16 protein-coding genes are annotated in these 17943 nt (G+C 71.7%); 10 read left to right on the top strand and 6 right to left on the bottom strand.

Annotation, left to right across the window (positions count from 1 at the left end):
- Positions 1–74 precede the first annotated feature (74 nt).
- Entirely contained in the window at positions 75–980 is a 906-nt protein-coding gene (locus tag ACQPXS_RS38580; RefSeq protein ID WP_433454074.1) for a helix-turn-helix domain-containing protein, read from the bottom strand.
- 146 nt (positions 981–1126) lie between these two features.
- Here ACQPXS_RS38580 and tkt point away from each other — a divergent pair, with 146 nt between their 5' ends.
- From tkt to ACQPXS_RS38545, 7 genes are read left to right on the top strand one after another with little or no spacing between them, the layout of a single operon-like run.
- On the top strand, positions 1127–3202 hold the full coding sequence (tkt, locus tag ACQPXS_RS38575) for a transketolase (RefSeq protein ID WP_433454073.1): 2076 nt from the start codon (positions 1127–1129) through the stop codon (positions 3200–3202).
- A 30-nt stretch (positions 3203–3232) separates the two neighbouring features.
- Positions 3233–4378, top strand: a complete 1146-nt coding sequence (tal, locus tag ACQPXS_RS38570) for a transaldolase (protein ID WP_433454071.1) — start codon at positions 3233–3235, stop codon at positions 4376–4378.
- Positions 4375–5982, top strand: a complete 1608-nt coding sequence (zwf, locus tag ACQPXS_RS38565) for a glucose-6-phosphate dehydrogenase (protein WP_433454070.1) — start codon at positions 4375–4377, stop codon at positions 5980–5982. Before tal ends, zwf begins: the two co-directional genes overlap by 4 nt.
- Positions 5979–6905, top strand: coding sequence for a glucose-6-phosphate dehydrogenase assembly protein OpcA (gene opcA, locus ACQPXS_RS38560; RefSeq protein ID WP_433454069.1), 927 nt, complete (start codon positions 5979–5981; stop codon positions 6903–6905). The genes zwf and opcA overlap by 4 nt, the downstream gene beginning before the upstream one ends.
- A gap of 1 nt (position 6906) precedes the next feature.
- Positions 6907–8568: a glucose-6-phosphate isomerase gene (gene pgi, locus ACQPXS_RS38555; RefSeq protein WP_433454068.1), complete on the top strand. Its 1662-nt coding sequence runs from the start codon at positions 6907–6909 to the stop codon at positions 8566–8568.
- Position 8569: 1 nt separating this feature from the next.
- Positions 8570–9448, top strand: coding sequence for a phosphogluconate dehydrogenase (NAD(+)-dependent, decarboxylating) (gnd, locus tag ACQPXS_RS38550; RefSeq protein WP_433454067.1), 879 nt, complete (start codon positions 8570–8572; stop codon positions 9446–9448).
- 6 nt (positions 9449–9454) lie between these two features.
- Entirely contained in the window at positions 9455–10042 is a 588-nt protein-coding gene (locus tag ACQPXS_RS38545) for a histidine phosphatase family protein (RefSeq protein WP_433454066.1), read from the top strand.
- A gap of 39 nt (positions 10043–10081) precedes the next feature.
- Here ACQPXS_RS38545 and ACQPXS_RS38540 read toward each other — a convergent pair whose 3' ends face one another.
- The 3 genes from ACQPXS_RS38540 to ACQPXS_RS38530 all read right to left on the bottom strand — a co-directional run bounded on the left by ACQPXS_RS38540 (position 10082) and on the right by ACQPXS_RS38530 (position 13279).
- Positions 10082–10423 carry a hypothetical protein gene (locus ACQPXS_RS38540; protein WP_433454064.1) on the bottom strand — a complete coding sequence of 114 codons (342 nt, stop codon included), beginning with the start codon at positions 10421–10423 and terminating at the stop codon, positions 10082–10084.
- A gap of 166 nt (positions 10424–10589) precedes the next feature.
- Entirely contained in the window at positions 10590–12371 is a 1782-nt protein-coding gene (locus tag ACQPXS_RS38535; RefSeq protein ID WP_433456155.1) for a bifunctional sugar phosphate isomerase/epimerase/4-hydroxyphenylpyruvate dioxygenase family protein, read from the bottom strand.
- 14 nt (positions 12372–12385) lie between these two features.
- Entirely contained in the window at positions 12386–13279 is an 894-nt protein-coding gene (locus ACQPXS_RS38530; RefSeq protein WP_356310997.1) for a shikimate dehydrogenase, read from the bottom strand.
- A 164-nt stretch (positions 13280–13443) separates the two neighbouring features.
- Here ACQPXS_RS38530 and ACQPXS_RS38525 point away from each other — a divergent pair, with 164 nt between their 5' ends.
- Both ACQPXS_RS38525 and ACQPXS_RS38520 read left to right on the top strand, forming a co-directional pair.
- Positions 13444–14109 carry a TetR family transcriptional regulator gene (locus tag ACQPXS_RS38525; protein ID WP_433454063.1) on the top strand — a complete coding sequence of 222 codons (666 nt, stop codon included), beginning with the start codon at positions 13444–13446 and terminating at the stop codon, positions 14107–14109.
- A gap of 216 nt (positions 14110–14325) precedes the next feature.
- Positions 14326–15693: an MFS transporter gene (locus ACQPXS_RS38520; protein WP_433454062.1), complete on the top strand. Its 1368-nt coding sequence runs from the start codon at positions 14326–14328 to the stop codon at positions 15691–15693.
- Between the two features lie 127 nt (positions 15694–15820).
- Here ACQPXS_RS38520 and ACQPXS_RS38515 read toward each other — a convergent pair whose 3' ends face one another.
- Together ACQPXS_RS38515 and ACQPXS_RS38510 are read right to left on the bottom strand one after the other, a co-directional pair.
- Positions 15821–16162, bottom strand: a complete 342-nt coding sequence (locus ACQPXS_RS38515; protein ID WP_365322991.1) for a VOC family protein — start codon at positions 16160–16162, stop codon at positions 15821–15823.
- Positions 16163–16357: 195 nt separating this feature from the next.
- Positions 16358–16954 (bottom strand): TetR/AcrR family transcriptional regulator, encoded by a 597-nt coding sequence (locus ACQPXS_RS38510; protein WP_433454061.1) that lies wholly within the window; start codon positions 16952–16954, stop codon positions 16358–16360.
- Here ACQPXS_RS38510 and ACQPXS_RS38505 point away from each other — a divergent pair.
- Complete coding sequence (locus ACQPXS_RS38505; protein ID WP_433454060.1) at positions 16866–17936, top strand: NAD(P)-dependent oxidoreductase; 1071 nt, start codon at positions 16866–16868, stop codon at positions 17934–17936. The genes ACQPXS_RS38510 and ACQPXS_RS38505 overlap by 89 nt on opposite strands.
- The last annotated feature ends 7 nt before the right edge of the window (positions 17937–17943 follow it).

The raw sequence follows: 17943 nt of genomic DNA, 5'->3' as shown, positions 1-17943 counted from the left end.
GGGTTGGCCCGCACCCATGGGCCAACCCCCGACTCGTCATGTGCGGGACGGTCAGCGCGCGGAAGACGGGTGCGCTACCGCAGCTCCGCGCGGAACGCCACCGGTGTCTGACCGGTGTGCAGATGGAAGAACTTGGTGAAGTTCGCCGCGTCGGGAAAGCCCACGGCCACGCCGACACGGCCGATCGGCAGGTCGGTGTGGGCGAGGAGGCGCTTGGCCTCCAGCACGACGCGTTTGTCGATGAATCCCTTGGGGGTCTCGCCGGTGGCGGCGCGGACGGCGCGGACGAGGGTGCGGCGGGAGTAGCCGAGGGCGTCGGCGTAGGCGCTGACGCTGTGGTTGGTGGCGAAGCCCTGCTCGACGGCGTCCCGGAAGCGGGTGAAGGTGCTGTCCGTCTGCTGCCGGCCGGCCTCGGCGGAGCTGGCCGCGAGGTGCGCGAGGCGCAGCAGGAACGCGGTGAGGGTGTGCCTCAGGACGGCGGTGTGCAGGCTGAGCGGGAGCGTGGCGGTGTCCTCGTACTCGCGCCGCAGCTGGTCGAGGGAGGCCTGGAGCGCGGCGAGCCGGTCCGGGCCGGGGTGCAGCAGGGGCGGGAAATCGTAGCGGTACAGGCCGGTGGTCTCAACGGTGGCGCGCGGCAGGAAGCCGGGCTGCATGGTCAGGACGGTTCCGCGGTACACGGCCTCGCGGGAGAAGCGGTGGACCTGTCCGGGGCGGATCCACAGCAGGTCGCCGGCGCCGGCCTCGTACTCGGCGAAGTCGATCATGTGCCGTACGGGGCCGTCGGTGAACAGCATGATGACGTGGAAGTCGATGCGGTGGACGCGGTGCAGGGGGGCGTCGGCGTGCCAGGCGTGGTCGGCGCCCATGGGGCCGACCTGCATGCCGACGCCGCCGACGGCCAGTTCGGTCGGGAAGGGGAAGGTCCTGATGCCCTCACCGCCCGCGCTCGGCCCCTCACCTTGGGGCGTTCTGTCAGCCATGTCCTTTTCGTGCCGTCCCTGTCGCGCGATCACTGTCCCAGATTCACCACAGGCTGACACACCCCGACCTTTCCTCGAAAAAGTCAGACTTTTAAGTTTGAACGCGTCAGGCCAGCAATCCCGCACTGAACGAGGACTTCTTGAAGATGACCACGCAGACTTCCGACAGCTTCGAGTGGACCGACCTCGACCGGCGTGCCGTGGACACCGCCCGTCTGCTGGCGGCCGATGCGGTGCAGAAGGTGGGCAACGGGCACCCGGGCACGGCGATGAGCCTGGCACCTGCCGCGTACACGATCTTTCAGAAGGTGATGCGTCACGATCCCGCCGACCCCGAGTGGACCGGCCGGGATCGTTTCGTTCTGTCCCCCGGCCACACCTCGCTGACGCTGTACACGCAGCTGTTCCTCTCCGGGTACGAGCTGGAGCTGGACGACCTGAAGGCGTTCCGCACGCACGGCTCCAAGACCCCGGGCCACCCCGAGTACGGCCACACCGCCGGCGTGGAGACCACCACCGGCCCGCTCGGCCAGGGTGTCGCCAACGCGGTCGGCATGGCGATGGCCGCCCGCTACGAGCGCGGCCTGTTCGACCCGGAGGCCCCCGCGGGCACCTCCCCCTTCGACCACACCGTCTGGGCGATCGTCTCCGACGGCGACCTGGAGGAGGGCGTCTGCGCCGAGGCCTCCTCGCTCGCCGGTCACCAGAAGCTCGGCAACCTGGTCTTCCTCTACGACGACAACCACATCTCCATCGAGGGCGACACCGCGACCGCCTTCTCCGAGGACGTGCTGAAGCGGTACGAGGCCTACGGCTGGCACACCCAGCGCATCGATCCCACCGCCGAAGGCGACATCGACGTGCCCGCCCTGTACGCGGCGCTGACGGCCGCGCAGGCCGAGACCGAGCGGCCCTCCATCATCGCGATGCGCACGATCATCGCCTGGCCCGCCCCGAACGCGCGGAACACCGAGGCCTCCCACGGCTCCGCGCTCGGCGACGAGGAGATCGCCGCCACCAAGCGCGTCCTCGGCTTCGACCCGGAGCACACCTTCCAGGTCGAGGACGACGTCCTGAAGCACACCCGGCGGGCCCTGGACCGGGGTGCCGAGGCGCACGCCGCCTGGGATAAGCGGATCGCCGAGTGGCGTGCCGCGCAGCCGCAGCGCGCCGAGCTGTTCGACCGCGTCAGCAAGGGCGAGCTGCCCGAGGGCTGGCAGGACGCGCTGCCGGTGTTCGAGGAGGGCAAGTCGGTCGCGACCCGCGCCGCCTCCGGCAAGGTGCTGCAGGCCCTCGGCCCCGTCATCCCGGAGCTGTGGGGCGGCTCCGCCGACCTGGCCGGCTCCAACAACACCACCATCGACAAGACCAGCTCCTTCCTGCCCAAGGGCAACCCGCTGCCCGAGGCCGACCCCTACGGCCGTACCGTCCACTTCGGCATCCGCGAGTTCTCCATGGCCGCGGAGATGAACGGCATCGCCCTGCACGGCAACACCCGGATCTACGGCGGCACCTTCCTGGTGTTCTCCGACTACATGCGCAACGCCGTCCGCATGTCGGCGCTGATGCAGCTGCCGGTGACCTACGTGTGGACGCACGACTCCGTCGGCCTCGGCGAGGACGGCCCCACCCACCAGCCGGTCGAGCACCTGGCCTCGCTGCGCGCGATCCCGGGCCTGAACGTCGTCCGCCCGGCCGACGCCAACGAGACCGCGGTGGCCTGGGCCGAGATCCTGAAGAGGCACGCCGTGAACCCCGCCCCGCACGGGCTCGCGCTCACCCGCCAGGGCGTGCCGGTGTACGCGCCGAACGAGGACGCGGCCAAGGGCGGCTACGTGCTGCGCGAGTCCTCGACGCAGGTCCCGGAGGTGATCATCATCGCGACGGGCTCCGAGGTGCAGCTGGCCGTGGCCGCACGCGAGCAGCTTCAGGCCGAGGGGATCGGCACGCGCGTGGTGTCGATGCCGTCCGTGGAGTGGTTCGAGGAGCAGCCCCGCGAGTACCGCGAGCGGGTGCTGCCGCTGGCCGTGAAGGCCCGGGTCGCCGTCGAGGCCGGGATCGGTCTGACCTGGTACCGGTACGTGGGCGACGCGGGACGCATCGTCTCCCTCGAGCACTTCGGCGCCTCCGCCGACGCCAAGACCCTGTTCGCCGAGTTCGGCTTCACCCCCGAGAACGTCGCCGCCGCGGCCCGCGAGTCGCTCGCCGCCGCGCGCGCCTGACACCGACGCCCGATACGACCCGAAAGAAGAATGATCACTGTGACCGAAGCAATCGCGACCCCGGGAGCCCTCAAGCGCCTCGCCGACGAGGGCGTGTCGATCTGGCTCGACGACCTGTCGCGCAAGCGGATCACCTCGGGCAGCCTCGCCGAGCTGGTGGCGAGCGGGAGCGCCGTCGGTGTCACCACGAACCCCTCGATCTTCCAGGCCGCCATCGGCTCGGGCGAGGGCTACGAGGAGCAGCTGGCCGACCTCGCCGTACGCGGTGTGACCGTGGACGAGGCGGTGCGGATGATGACGACCGCCGACGTGCGCGACGCCGCCGACATCCTGCGTGAGGTGTACGACGCCTCCGGCGGCCGGGACGGCCGGGTCTCCATCGAGGTCGACCCGCGCCTGGCGCACGACACGAAGGCGACCGTCGCCGAGGCCAAGCAGCTCTTCTGGCTGGTCGACCGCCCCAACGTGATGATCAAGATCCCGGCGACCAAGGCGGGCCTGCCGGCCATCACCGAGGTCATCGGCCTCGGCATCAGCGTCAACGTGACCCTGATCTTCTCCCTGGAGCGCTACCGCGAGGTCATGGCCGCCTACCTGGCCGGCCTGGAGAAGGCCGAGGAGCGCGGCATCGACCTCGCCACGATCCACTCGGTGGCGTCCTTCTTCGTCTCCCGCGTGGACTCCGAGATCGACAAGCGGCTGACCGCCCTCGGCACCGACGAGGCCCTCGCCCTCAAGGGCCGCGCGGCCCTTGCCAACGCCCGGCTCGCCTACGAGGCGTACGAGGAGGTCTTCGCCTCCGCCCGCTGGGTCGCGCTGGCCGGTGCCAAGGCCAACAAGCAGCGCCCGCTGTGGGCCTCCACGGGGGTGAAGGACCCGGCCTATAAGGACACCCTGTACGTGGACGAACTGGTCGCGCCGGGCACGGTCAACACCATGCCGGAGGCCACCCTGAACGCCGTCGCCGACCACGGCGAGATCACCGGCGACACGGTGACCGGCGGCTACGCGCAGGCCCGCGCCGACCTGGCCGCCGTCGAGCGGCTCGGCATCTCCTACGACGCGGTCGTCCAGCAGCTGGAGGACGAGGGCGTCGCCAAGTTCGAGGCGGCCTGGCAGGAGCTGCTGGACGCCGTGACGACGTCCCTGAAGAGCAAGGGAGTTGACGCCCGATGACCGAGAACGCCCCCGCCGCCGAGCCGCCCGCACCCAAGGCGCCCGCACCCGAGGCGGTGCAGGTCCCGGTGGCCCCGGCCGCCGACTGGGAGAACCCGCTGCGGGACACCCGCGACCGCAGGCTCCCCCGCATCGCCGGCCCGTCCGGGCTGGTCATCTTCGGTGTGACCGGTGACCTGTCCCGCAAGAAGCTGATGCCGGCGGTGTACGACCTCGCCAACCGCGGTCTGCTGCCGCCGGGCTTCTCCCTCGTCGGGTTCGCCCGCCGCGAGTGGGAGGACCAGGACTTCGCGCAGCTCGTGCACGACGCCGTGAAGGAGCACGCCCGCACCCCGTTCCGCGAGGAGGTGTGGCAGCAGCTCGCCGAGGGCATGCGGTTCATCCCCGGCGACTTCGACGACGACACCGCCTTCAAGCAGCTGAAGGACGCGGTGGAGGAGCTGGACGCCTCCCGCGGCACCGGCGGCAACTTCGCGTTCTACCTCTCGGTGCCGCCCCGGTTCTTCCCGAAGGTCGTGCAGCAGCTGAAGAAGCACGGCCTGGCGAGCCCGCCGAAGGGTTCCTGGCGGCGCGCGGTCATCGAGAAGCCGTTCGGCCACGACCTGGCCAGCGCCCGCGAGCTGAACGCGATCGTGCACGACGTGTTCGAACCGGACCAGGTGTTCCGCATCGACCACTACCTCGGCAAGGAGACCGTCCAGAACATCCTGGCGCTGCGCTTCGCCAACCAGATGTACGAGCCGATCTGGAACCGCAGTTACGTCGACCACGTGCAGATCACCATGGCCGAGGACATCGGCATCGGCGGCCGCGCCGGTTACTACGACGGCATCGGCGCCGCCCGTGACGTCATCCAGAACCACCTGCTGCAGCTCATGGCGCTGACCGCCATGGAGGAGCCGATCGCGTTCGACGCGGAGGCGCTGCTCACCGAGAAGCTGAAGGTGCTGAAGTCGGTGCGGCTGCCGCGGGACCTGGGCAGGCACACCGTGCGGGCCCAGTACGCGGGCGGCTGGCAGGGCGGCGAGAAGGTCGTCGGCTACCTCCAGGAGGAAGGCATCGATCCGAAGTCGAAGACCGACACCTTCGCCGCGATCAAGCTGGGCATCGACAACCGCCGCTGGGCGGGCGTCCCCTTCTACCTGCGCACCGGCAAGCGGCTGGGCCGCCGGGTCACCGAGATCGCGGTGGTGTTCAAGCGGGCCCCGCACTCCCCCTTCGACTCCACCGCCACCGAGGAACTCGGGCAGAACGCGATCGTGATCCGCGTCCAGCCGGACGAGGGCATGACCGTGCGGTTCGGCTCCAAGGTGCCGGGCACCTCGATGGAGATCCGGGACGTGTCGATGGACTTCGCGTACGGCGAGTCGTTCACCGAGTCCAGCCCGGAGGCGTACGAGCGGCTCATCCTGGACGTGCTGCTCGGCGACGCGAATTTGTTCCCCCGTCACCAGGAAGTGGAAGAGTCCTGGAAGATCCTCGACCCGATCGAGGAGTACTGGGCGGCGCACGGGCGGCCGGCGCAGTACGCGTCGGGCAGCTGGGGACCGAGGGAAGCGGACGAGATGCTCGCACGAGACGGACGGAGCTGGCGCAGGCCATGAAGATCGACCTGACCGACACCACGGCAAGCAAGATCAACAAGGCGCTGGTGCAGGGCCGCCGCGCCATCGGCACCCCGGCCGTGGGCATGGTCCTGACGATGGTCATCGTCACGGACGAGGAGAACGCCTACGACTCGATCAAGGCCGCGGAGGACGCCTCGCACGAGCACCCCATGCGGACCCTGGTCGTCATCAAGCGGCACGTCCGCACCCTGCGCGACCGCACCCACTCGCGGCTGGACGCCGAGGTCCGGGTGGGCTCCGAGGCCGGCACCGGCGAGACGGTCGTGCTGCGCACCTACGGCGAGGTGTCCGACCACGCCGACTCGGTCGTGCTGCCGCTGCTGCTGCCGGACGCGCCGGTCGTCGTGTGGTGGCCGGTGGACGCCCCCGACGCCCCGGCCGAGGACCCGCTCGGCGCGCTCGCGCAGCGCCGGATCACCGACCTGTACGCGTTCGAGCGGCCGATGGAGGTCCTGGAGACCCGCGCCCGCAACTACGCCCCCGGCGACACCGACCTCGCCTGGACCCGGCTCACGCTGTGGCGGTCCATGCTGGCCGCCGCCCTCGACCAGGCCCGGGTGCGGATCACGTCGGCGGCCGTCGAGGCGGAGGCGGACAATCCCAGCGCCGAGCTGCTGGCCCGCTGGCTGGAGGCCCGCCTGCGGGTGTCCGTGGACCGCGTGGTCACCGCCGGACCGGTCGTCACCGCCGTACGGCTGGGCACCCAGAACGGCGAGATCCGCATCGACCGTCCCGAGGGCCCCCTCGCCACGCTGTCCCTGCCCGGCCAGCCGCCGCGCACCCTGGCCCTGAAGGTCCGCCCCACCTCCGAACTCATCGCCGAGGAACTGCGCCGCCTCGACGCCGACGAGATGTACGCCATCGCCCTCAAGGGCGAGGCCGCCAAGGAGAACGCCTGAGATGGCTCAGTCCGAGTTTGTGAAGCTCACCAACCGGCCCGAGTGGACGGCCCTCGCCGACCACCGCGCCGAGGGGCAGCCGCACCTGCGCGACCTGTTCGCGGCGGACCCCGGCCGAGCCGAGCGGTACGTCGTACGGGTCGGCGACCTGTACATCGACTACAGCAAGCACCTGATCACCGACGAGACCCTGGCTCTCCTCCAGGAACTCGCCACCGCCACCGGCGTGTTCGCGCTGCGCGACGCCATGTTCCGCGGCGAGAGGATCAACGTCACCGAGAACCGTGCGGTCCTGCACACCGCGCTGCGCGCCCCGCGCGAGGCGGTGATCGAGGTCGACGGGGAGAACGTCGTGCCGAAGGTGCACGCCGTCCTCGACAAGCTGGCCGACTTCGCCGGCAAGGTCCGCTCCGGCGAGTGGACCGGCCACACCGGCAAGCGCATCAGGAACGTCGTCAACATCGGCATCGGCGGCTCCGACCTCGGCCCCGCGATGGCCTACGAGGTGCTGCGCCCGTACACCGCACGGGAGTTGACGTTCCGGTTCGTGTCGAACGTGGACGGCGCCGACCTGCACGAGGCCACCCGTGACCTGGACCCGGCGGAGACGCTGTTCATCGTCGCGTCCAAGACGTTCACCACGATCGAGACGATCACCAACGCGACCTCGGCGCGCTCCTGGCTGCTGAACGCCTTCGACGGCGACGAGAAGGCCGTCGCCAAGCACTTCGTGGCGCTGTCCACGAACGCGGAGAAGGTCACCGAGTTCGGCATCGACCCGGACAACATGTTCGAGTTCTGGGACTGGGTCGGCGGCCGCTACTCGTACGACTCCGCGATCGGCCTGTCCCTGATGATCGCCATCGGCCCGGAGAGGTTCCGGGAGATGCTCGACGGCTTCCGGCTGGTCGACGACCACTTCCGCACCGCACCCGCCGAGGCCAACGCCCCACTGATCCTGGGCCTGTTGGGCATCTGGTACGGCAACTTCCACGACGCCCAGTCGCACGCCGTCCTGCCCTACAGCCACTACCTGTCGAAGTTCACCGCCTATCTCCAGCAGCTCGACATGGAGTCCAACGGCAAGTCGGTGCAGGGCGACGGCCGGCCGGTGGAGTGGCAGACCGGGCCGGTGGTGTGGGGCACGCCGGGCACCAACGGCCAGCACGCCTACTACCAGTTGATCCACCAGGGCACCAAGCTGATCCCGGCGGACTTCATCGGCTTCGCCCGGCCCGTCGGCGAGCTGAGCGAGGAACTCAAGGCGCAGCACGACCTGTTGATGGCCAACTTCTTCGCCCAGACCCAGGCCCTCGCCTTCGGCAAGAGCGCCGAGGAGGTCCGCGCCGAGGGCGTCCCCGAGGAGCAGGTCCCGCACCGCACCTTCCGCGGTGACCACCCCACCACCACCATCCTCGCAGGCGAGCTGACCCCGTCCGTGCTCGGCCAGCTGATCGCCCTCTACGAGCACAAGGTGTTCGTGCAGGGAGCGGTGTGGAACATCGACTCCTTCGACCAGTGGGGCGTGGAGCTGGGCAAGGTCCTCGCCAAGCGCGTCGAGCCCGCTCTCACCGAGGGCGCGGACGTCCCGGGTCTCGACCCGTCCACCACGGCCCTCGTCTCCGCCTACCGCACGCTCAAGAACGCATCGGAAGTGAACTGATATGCAGCTCGGTCTCATCGGTCTCGGCAAGATGGGCGGCAACATGCGCGAGCGGATCCGCCGCGCCGGCCACACCGTCCTCGGTTACGACCGCAACCCCGAGGTCTCCGACGTCAAGTCCCTCGCCGAACTGGTCGAGAAGCTGGACGCCCCCCGCCATGTGTGGGTGATGGTCCCGGCCGGCACCGCCACGCAGACCGTCATCGACGAGCTCGGCGACCTGCTGGAGCCGGGCGACACCGTGATCGACGGCGGCAACTCCCGCTGGACGGACGACGAGAAGCACGCCGCCGCCCTCGGCATCAAGGGCATCGGCTTCGTCGACGCCGGTGTCTCCGGCGGTGTGTGGGGCCTGGAGAACGGCTACGCGCTCATGGTCGGCGGCGAGAAGCAGCACGTCGAGCCGCTGAAGCCGATCTTCGAGGCGCTCAAGCCGGAGGGCCCGTACGGCTACGTCCACGCGGGCCGGGTCGGCGCGGGGCACTTCTCCAAGATGGTCCACAACGGCATCGAGTACGCCATGATGCAGGCCTACGCCGAGGGCTGGGAGCTGCTGGAGAAGGTGCACTCGGTGGAGAACGTCCGCGAGGTGTTCCGCTCCTGGCAGGAGGGCACCGTCATCCGTTCCTGGCTGCTGGACCTCGCGGTCAACGCCCTGGACGAGGACGAGCACCTTCAGAAGCTGCGCGGCTACGCGGAGGACTCCGGCGAGGGCCGCTGGACCGTCGAGGCGGCGATCCACAACGCCGTGCCGCTGCCCGCGATCACCGCCTCCCTGTTCGCCCGGTTCGCCTCCCGGCAGGACGACTCCCCGCAGATGAAGATGATCGCGGCGCTGCGCAACCAGTTCGGCGGCCACGCGGTCGAGAAGAAGGGCTGACCCGCCGTGGGGGACCTCCTGCTGGTCCGCCACGGTGAGACGGAGTGGAGCCGGTCGGGACAGCACACCAGCTGGACCGACCTGCCCCTGACCGGGCCCGGTGAGGAACAGGCCAAGTCCCTCGCCCCGCTCCTCACCGGCCGGACCTACGCCCTGGCGCTCGCCAGCCCGCTGGGCCGCGCGCTGCGCACCGCCGAACTGGCGGGCCTGACCGGGGTCGTGCCCGACCCCGACCTGCACGAGTGGGACTACGGCGGCTACGAGGGTGTCACCACGGTCGACATCCACCGCACGCGCCCCGGCTGGGACCTGTGGACCGACGGCGTGCCGCCCGGACCCGACGGGCACCCGGGCGAGTCACCACGGGAGGTCGGCGCCCGCGCCGACCGGGTGCTGGCCCGGCTGTCCCCGGCCCTGGCGGAGGGGGACGTGGTCCTCGTCGCCCACGCCCACTTCCTGCGGGTGCTCACCGCCCGCCGACTGGGTCTGCCGCCCGCCGAGGGCCGGCTGTTCCAGCTGGCCACGGGCACGGTCAGCCGGCTGTCCACCGAGCACGGGCGGCCCGTGATCGCCGAGTGGAACAGACGGCCGTAACGGCTCCCGCTCGGCAAGTCCCTTCGTACGCGGCCCGGTTCACCCCTGGTGAGCCGGGCCGCAGTGGTACAGCAGCCGGATCCGGTCGCCGGGGTCGTAGGCGGCCAGCGGGACGAGCGCGCAGTGGGTGGCGGTCCAGCGCAGCAGTGCCCCGACGGGACGGGCGGCCGCGAGGGCGCCGGGACGCAGGTCGGCACGCGGCACGAGGACATAGTGCAGCCGTCCGGTGTCCACCAGCTTCCGGAAGGCGGCCGGGGGCGGGGTGGCCGGCGGCGTGACGGTCGCGGTCGGCGGCAGGTGGGGCCGCAACAGCGGCCGGCCGGCCGGGGATCGGCATGGGAGTTCCAGGCACCCGGTACGGGACACTCGGGTCCGGGACACCGGGTATGTCCTGGACCGTGCGAGTATCGGCCGCCGCAACGCGGGGCGGCGGGTGCCGGGGCCGGGTCTCACCGAGGTTTCACCGCGGGCTCACCGGCTCCTTCACCTCCTCTTCCGTACTGCTCTTCCCTCCTGCTCTGTCGCCCCGTTCCTCCGCCCGCCCCTGTCAGCGCCGCCCCGCGTGCTGGGCCGCGAGCCGGACCGGGGCGTTCGCGGCGCCGTACCCCTGGTAGCCGGGGTCGCGCTGGACGAGTTCGAAGAAGACCCGGCCGACGGTCTCGGTGTAGCAGTGGCGGAAGGCGCCGCCCGCGTCCCGGTCGTAGAGGATGCCGAGGTCCCGGTAGGTCTCCAGCTCGTCGTCGGGGAGGTCGTACCGGGCGGCGAGGTCGTCGTGGTAGTTGCCCGGCACCGGCAGCAGCCGGCCGCCCGCGGCGCGGAAGGCGCGGGCCGCGGCCACCACGTCGTCCGTGGCCAGCGCGATGTGCGCCGCGTGCACGGTGTCGTCGGTGGGTGCCGCGCCGACGCCGAGGGCGATACGGACGCTGCCGTCGGCGTTGGCGACGGCCCGGCTGCGCATCAGGCCGTAGGGGTCGGCGAGGTCGACGCTCTCCTGGGCGGTGAGGCCGAGGACGCTGCGGTGGAAGAGCGTGGCCTCGTCGAAGTGGTGCCAGGGCTGGGTGAGGGCGAGATGGTCGATGCGGGTGGTGGAGGGCGCCGGGGTGTCCGGCAGGTCGGCGAAGTCGGCCCGCCAGTCGGGGAGTTCGCGGTCGCCGGTGGCGCACAGGAACAGTTCGGTGCCGTCGGGGGCCGCGACGGCGTCGAGCGGGGCGTCCCCGGGGGCGCGGTGGCGGGGCAGGACGGGTGCGAGCAGGGCCTCTGCGCGGCGGGCGGCAGCGGCGGGGTCCGGGGACTCCAGGCCGATCGCGGCGAGCCGGGTGCCGTCGCGGCGGGCGGTGGCGGCGGTGTTGACCAGGACGCGGGCCTCGCCGTGCTGCCACAGGTCGACGGGCTTGCCGCGGTGCCGGGCGGCACGGGTGAAGCCGAGCGCGGTCAGCAGCGCGGTGACGGGTTCGGCGTCCGGGGTGAGGAGTTCGGCGAAGGCCACCCCGGTGGGCACGACGGGCGGCGGCAGTTCGGCGGCGCCGACGGCCTCCCGCAGGAGCAGCAGGGAGCGGTGGGCGTCGACGGCGGTGGGGCCGGCGTCGGCCTGCCGGAAGACGTCGTTGAAGACCTCCAGGGACAGCGGCCCGCGGTATCCGGCGGCGAGGACGTGCCGTACCAGCCCGGCCACGTCGAAGCCGCCCTGGCCGGGGAAGCAGCGGTAGTGACGGCTCCACTGCAGGACGTCCATCGCGAGCAGCGGGGCGTCGGCGAGTTGCAGGAAGAAGATCTTCTCGCCGGGGATGTCCTCGATGCCCTTCGGGTCGGAGCCGCGGGACAGGATGTGGAAACTGTCCAGACAGACGCCGAGCGCCGGATGGTCGGCGGCCTCGACGATCCGCCACGCGTGTTCGTAGGTGTTCACGTGCCGGCCCCAGGCGAGCGCCTCGTACGCCACCCGTATCCCGGACTCCTCGGCGAGTCCGGCCAGTCGAGCGAGCTGACCGGCCGCTCGGGCGTCGTCGTCCACGGCGTCCGGCGACACACTGGAGCACACGAGGACGGTGTCCGCGCCGAGCCGGTTCATCAGCTCGAACTTGTGCCGGGCGCGCCGCAGATTGCGCACGAAGATCTCCTCGGGCACGCCTTCGACGTCGCGCATCGGCTGATACAGATCGATGCTCAGCCCGAGGTCGGCACAGCGGGCACGGATCTCCTCGGGCGCGAGCGGGCAGGCGAGGAGGTCGTTCTCGAAGATCTCCACCCCGCCGAACCCGGCACGCGCGGCGGCGGCGAGCTTCTCGGTGAGGGTGCCGCTGAGGGAGACGGTGGCGATGGAGGTGTGCATGTCCGTGTTCCTCGTCATCCGACAGCACTCCCCGAGCGCTCGACGCCCACCAGTTCCCCGAAGTCGGCCAGCATCCGCCCACTGTCCGGCTCTCTCCCGGTGAACAGCCGGAACGCGTCGGCGGCCTGGAACACGGCCATCCCGCCCCCGCCCAGTGCGGCACAGCCACGCACGCGTGCGGCCCGCAGCAGCTCGGTCTCCAGCGGCCGATAGACGACCTCGGCGACCCACAGCCCGGGATGCAGCAGCTCCGCGGGCAGGGGCAGCCCGGGATGCGCGGCCATGCCGGTGGGGGTGGCATGGACCAGCCCCCCACAGCCGTCGGCCTCCCCGAGCAGCGCCGGAAGCCTGTCGACCGTCGCCGCTCCCGCCCGGCCGGGGCCGAAGTGCCGTACCAGCGAGTCGGCGAGCGCGGCGGCACGCTCGGGCAGCGCGTCGACGACGGTGACCCGCCCGGCGCCCAGGGTGAGTACGGCATGGGCGACGGCCGCGCCCGCGCCGCCCGCGCCGAGCTGGACGACCCGCTCCAGTGGGGCGTCCGGCAGACCGCGCGCGAAGGCGGCGGCGAAACCGGTCACGTCGGTGTTGTGGCCGATGGCCCGGCCGTCGTCGAAGACCACGGTGTTGACCGCGCCGAGCGCCTCGGCGCGCGGGTCGAGCGCGTCGAGGTGGTCGATGACCAGCTGCTTGCAGGGGTGGGTGATGTTCAGCCCGTCGTAGCCGAGATCGCGGGCGGCGCGGACCAGGTCGCCGACCGCCTCGGGCGTCCGCCCGAGGACGTCGAGGTCGAGGAGCCGGTAGAGGTAGCGCAGGCCCTGCCGGTCCGCCTCCCGCTGGTGCAGGGCGGGGCTGAGCGAGGGGCCGATGCCGGCCCCGATCAGCCCGACGAGATACGAGTCCTTGGCCACGTGGCCCTCCCGAGGCGGCACTAATGTACGAACCAGTACGTTAGCTATATCAGTCGTGGCCGCCGTGAGGAAGACCTCGGCGACGGCCCGTGTTCCTGCTTCTACAATCACCGGCACGCACAGCGAGCGTGCCCCCCTGGTGTCCACCGGCCCGAAGGAATGCGATGACCAGCGTCGAAGAACCGGTACGACCCGGGGGACGGGTGCGCGACGCGGCCCGCACCAAGGCCGAGATCCTCGACGTGGCCACGCAGGAGTTCGCGCGGGCCGGCTACGACGGCGCGCGGGTCGACGAGATAGCGGCCCTCACCCGCACCACCAAGCGGATGATCTACTACTACTTCGGCGGCAAGGAACAGCTGTTCACCGCCGTGCTGGAGCGGGCGTACGGGGTGATCCGCGAGGCCGAGCAGCAGCTGGACGTCGAGCACCTGGACCCCGTCGCCGCGATCCGCCGCCTGGCGGAGCTGACCTTCGACCACCATGAGCGGCACCCGGACTTCATCCGCCTGGTCAGCATCGAGAACATCCACGGCGCCGAGCACATCGCGGCCTCCGAGAAGCTCGGGAAGATCGGCTCCCCGGCTCTGGAGGTGATCCGCCGGATCCTCACCGCGGGACAGGAGTCGGGGCTGTTCACGGCCGACGTCGACGCGGTCGACCTGCACGCGATGATCAGCTCGTTCTGCTTCTTCCGGGTGTCCAACCGGCACACCTTCGGCGCCCTGTTCGGCCGGGACCTGGTGAACCCCGACCAGCGGGACCACTACCGCACCATGCTCGGCGACATGGTGATCGCCTACCTGACGGCGGAGCGGGCGGCCGACTGACGCCGCCAGCTCCGCACTCTCGTGCGGACCGTCGCACTCTCGCACGGACCGATGGCCCGGACTCTTGACAGCGCGGAAACACGGGCGCAACATCCCACCCACCACAACTAACTACCCAGTGGGTTAATTAGCCGCCGAGATCCGGCCCTCGCCCGCTCCCTCCCCTCGTCGCTCACCCCGCCCTTCCGTAGGGTGGAGTCCCCCGAAGGAGCCGCCGTGTCCGTCCCCACCCCTGCCCCCGAGCCCGCCGCCGAGGCCCCTCCAGGCCAGCCCTGGAAGGCGGCCACGGCCGCCTGGATCGGCAGTGCCCTGGAGTACTACGACTTCTTCGTCTACGGCAGCGCCGCCGCACTGATCTTCCCGAAGGTGTTCTTCGACTCCTCCGACCCGGCGACCGCGACTCTGCTGTCGCTCGCCACCTTCGGCGTCGCCTACGCCGCCCGGCCGCTCGGCGCACTGGTCCTCGGGCACGTCGGCGACCGGCTCGGCCGCAAGAAGATCATGGTCTTCACGCTCATCCTGATGGGCGTCTCGACGTTCCTGATCGGCTGTCTGCCCACCCGCGCCCAGGCCGGCTCGCTCGCGCCGGTGCTGCTCGTGCTCTGCCGCGTGCTGCAGGGCATATCGGCGGCAGGCGAGCAGGCGAGCGCGAGTTCCATGAGCCTTGAGCACGCGCCACCGGGCCGGCGCGGGTTCTTCACCAGCTTCACGCTCAGCGGCACCCAGGGCGGCCAGCTCATCGCCACGCTGGTCTTCCTCCTCGTCTCCAGGCTCCCCGAGGACCAGCTGCTGTCCTGGGGCTGGCGGGTGCCGTTCTGGCTGAGCTTCGCGGTCGCCGTGGTCGGTTACGTCATCCGGCGCCGGCTGCGCGAGACCCCGGCCTTCGCCCGGCAGGCGGCGACCGAGGGTGTGGTGCGGCTGCCGCTCGCGGTGCTGCTGCGCGAGCACTGGGGGGACGTGCTCCGGGTGATCGCGGGCGCGCTCATCGCCTCGGTCAGCACGATCTTCACGGTGTGGGCGCTGGCGTACGCCACCAGTGACGCGGTCGGGATGTCCCGTACGTTCATGCTGTGGATGGGCGCCCTGGCGAACCTCGCCGCGCTGGGCGCGATCCCGCTGTGGGCCACCCTCTCGGACCGGATCGGGCGCCGGCCGGTGTTCCTGATCGGCGCGGTGGGCAGCGCGGCGGCGATGGCCGGCTATCTGTGGGCGATCTCCACGGGCTCCCACCCGTTGACCCTGATCCTCGGGATCGTGGCCTTCGGTCTGGTCTACAGCGCCGCGAACGGTGTGTGGCCCGCCTTCTACGGCGAGATGTTCGCGACCCGGGTGCGGCTGTCGGGCATGGCCGTCGGCACGCAGATCGGCTTCGCGGTCGCCGGGTTCGCGGTCACCTTCGCCGCCGAGATCGCCGGCCCGGGCGGCGACGACTGGTCGGCGGTGGCCCTGTTCACGGCCGCCCTGTGCCTCCCGCCGGCCCTGGCCGCACTCACCGCCCGCGAGACCCACAAGGTCCCGACCGAACTGCTCGGCGAGCGGTCGGGCGGTCCGGCGCGGCGGGCGGAACGGGTCACGGCGACCTAGGACCGCCGGGGCCCGGGGTCGGCACCGGGTCCACGGGGGCCGCGCAGGGCCGAACGGCGCCTGCGCGGGCCGCCCGTCCGCACTACACGGGCCGCGGACTGTGGGTCCGCGGCCCGCGGTGTTCCGCCTACGGCTTCGGGTGCCGCGGCTCGTACAGGGCGAGTTCGCCGCCGCCCGGAAGGCGCAGGGCGGTCACCCGGCCCCAGCGGGCCTCCTCGACCGGCCGGGAGAACTCCACTCCCCGCTCGGCGAGTTCACGCCGCGTCGCGTCGAGGTCGTCGCACATCAGCATCAGCTCGTGCGCGGGCTCGCCGTCGGCGGGGTGACAGGCCACCTCGGTGGGCGGCGCCTGGAAGATCAGCCATCCGTGGCCCGCGTCGACGTGCGCCCACCCGAGGGTGTCGCGCAGGAAGGCCCGGTCGGCCTCCGCGTCCCGGCTGTAGAGCACCACATGCGCACCATTGATCACGAGCGGAGGCTAGTGTGGCGGGCGGGCCCGGACAAGCACCGGCCGACCGCGATCCGCCGCACCCGCAGCACGCCCCCCGGCATCCGCCGAACCAGCCGCACCACTCCACGGAAACGCACCGCTGCCCCACCACAGCGGCCACCCCAACCCGCACCGGCCACACCCACCCGACCGCACTCCCCGGTCGCGCTCATCTCACCCGCCCGAGCCCACCGCCGAGTCGAGCAGGGGCCCGAGTTCCCGTACCGCCGTGGTCAAGGGCCCTGCGTCCTGTTCCGCGCGGGCCATCAGGATCGCGCCCTCCAGGGTGCTGATCATCAGCGTGGCCAGGGATTCGGCGCGCGCCGCGGGGACGCCCATGCCGGTCAGGGCCTCGGCGAGCGGGGTCCGCCAGGTCGTGAACGCGGCGGCCACGGCCTCGCGGGTCGAGCCGTCGGCCGAGGCGCAGTCGACGGTGGCGGCGGCGACCGGGCAGCCCGTCGCGAAGCCGTGCGCCGCGTACTCGTCGGTCCACTGGGCGACCATCGCCGCGAACAGTCCGCTCGGCGTCGGCTCCTTGAGCCCCGCGAGGAAGCGCGCGATGCGCCTGCCCGCATACCGTCCGGCCCAGCCGACCGCCTCGTTGACCAGCTGTTCCTTCCCGCCCGGGAAATAGTGCTGGAGCGAGCCGCGTGGTGCGCCGGCGTGCGCGGCGACCTCCCGCATGCCGGTCGCGGCGACGCCGTCACGCCGGATGAGCTGGGCCGCGCTGAAGACCATCCGCTCCCGCGGCCCGTGCCGTGTCTCGCTCATCGCCGACCTCCGATCCTCGCCGCCCTCACTCTATGACCGGCGTCATAACGGCGGCTACTATGACAGCGGTCATAGTCGGCTCCCGGAGCGGAGGGCGGTTCCCGTGAACGTCGGTTTCATCGGTCTCGGAGTGATGGGCCGGCCCATGGCACAGCGCCTGGTGTCCGCCGGCACCCCCCTGGTGGTCTGGAACCGGACCCCGGAACGCGCCGCACCCCTGCGCGCGGCCGGGGCCGAGGTCGCCGCGGACGCCGACGAGGTGTTCGCCCGGGCGGACGTGGTGCTCCTGATGCTCGCCGACGAGGCCGCCGTCGACACCGTCCTCGGCCGGGGCACACCCGCGCTGGCGGCACGGGTCGCCGGCCGCGTCGTCGTCCACATGGGCACCACCTCCCCCGAGTACTCCCGTGCCGTGGAGACCGACGTCCGCGCCGCCGGCGGCCGGTACGTCGAGGCACCCGTCTCCGGGTCACGGGTGCCGGCGGAGGAGGGGCAGCTGGTGGCGATGCTCGCCGGGGAGAAGGACGCCGTGGACGCCGTACGGCCGCTGCTCGCGCCGATGTGCCGGGAGACGTTCGTGTGCGGTCCGGCGCCCGGCGCGCTGCTGATGAAGCTGTCCGTGAACCTCTTCCTGATCACCCAGGTGACCGGGCTGACCGAGGCCTTCCACTTCGCCGAGCGCCAGGGCCTGGACCGGCGGCTGTTCCTGGACGTCCTCGCCGCGGGCCCGATGGCCAGCGGGGTCTCCCGGATGAAGGCGCCGAAGCTGTTCGACCGGGACTTCGCGGTGCAGGCGGCCGCGCTGGACGTCCTGAAGAACAACCGGCTCATCGCCGAGGCGGCCCGCAAGGCACACCTGGCCTCACCGCTCCTCGACGTGTGCCACACCCTGTTCGAGGAGACGGTGGCCCAGGGGTACGGCGACGAGGACATGGTCGCCGTACTGCGCGCGATCGAGACGCGGACCGCCGAGGCGTCGTAGCCGCGAA

Origin of the sequence: Streptomyces sp. CA-142005, assembly GCF_050942335.1 — a bacterium.
Lineage (GTDB): Bacteria > Actinomycetota > Actinomycetes > Streptomycetales > Streptomycetaceae > Streptomyces.
The sequence above is the reverse complement of the archived record's forward strand: the minus strand, read 5'-3'. Positions and strand labels throughout refer to the sequence as shown.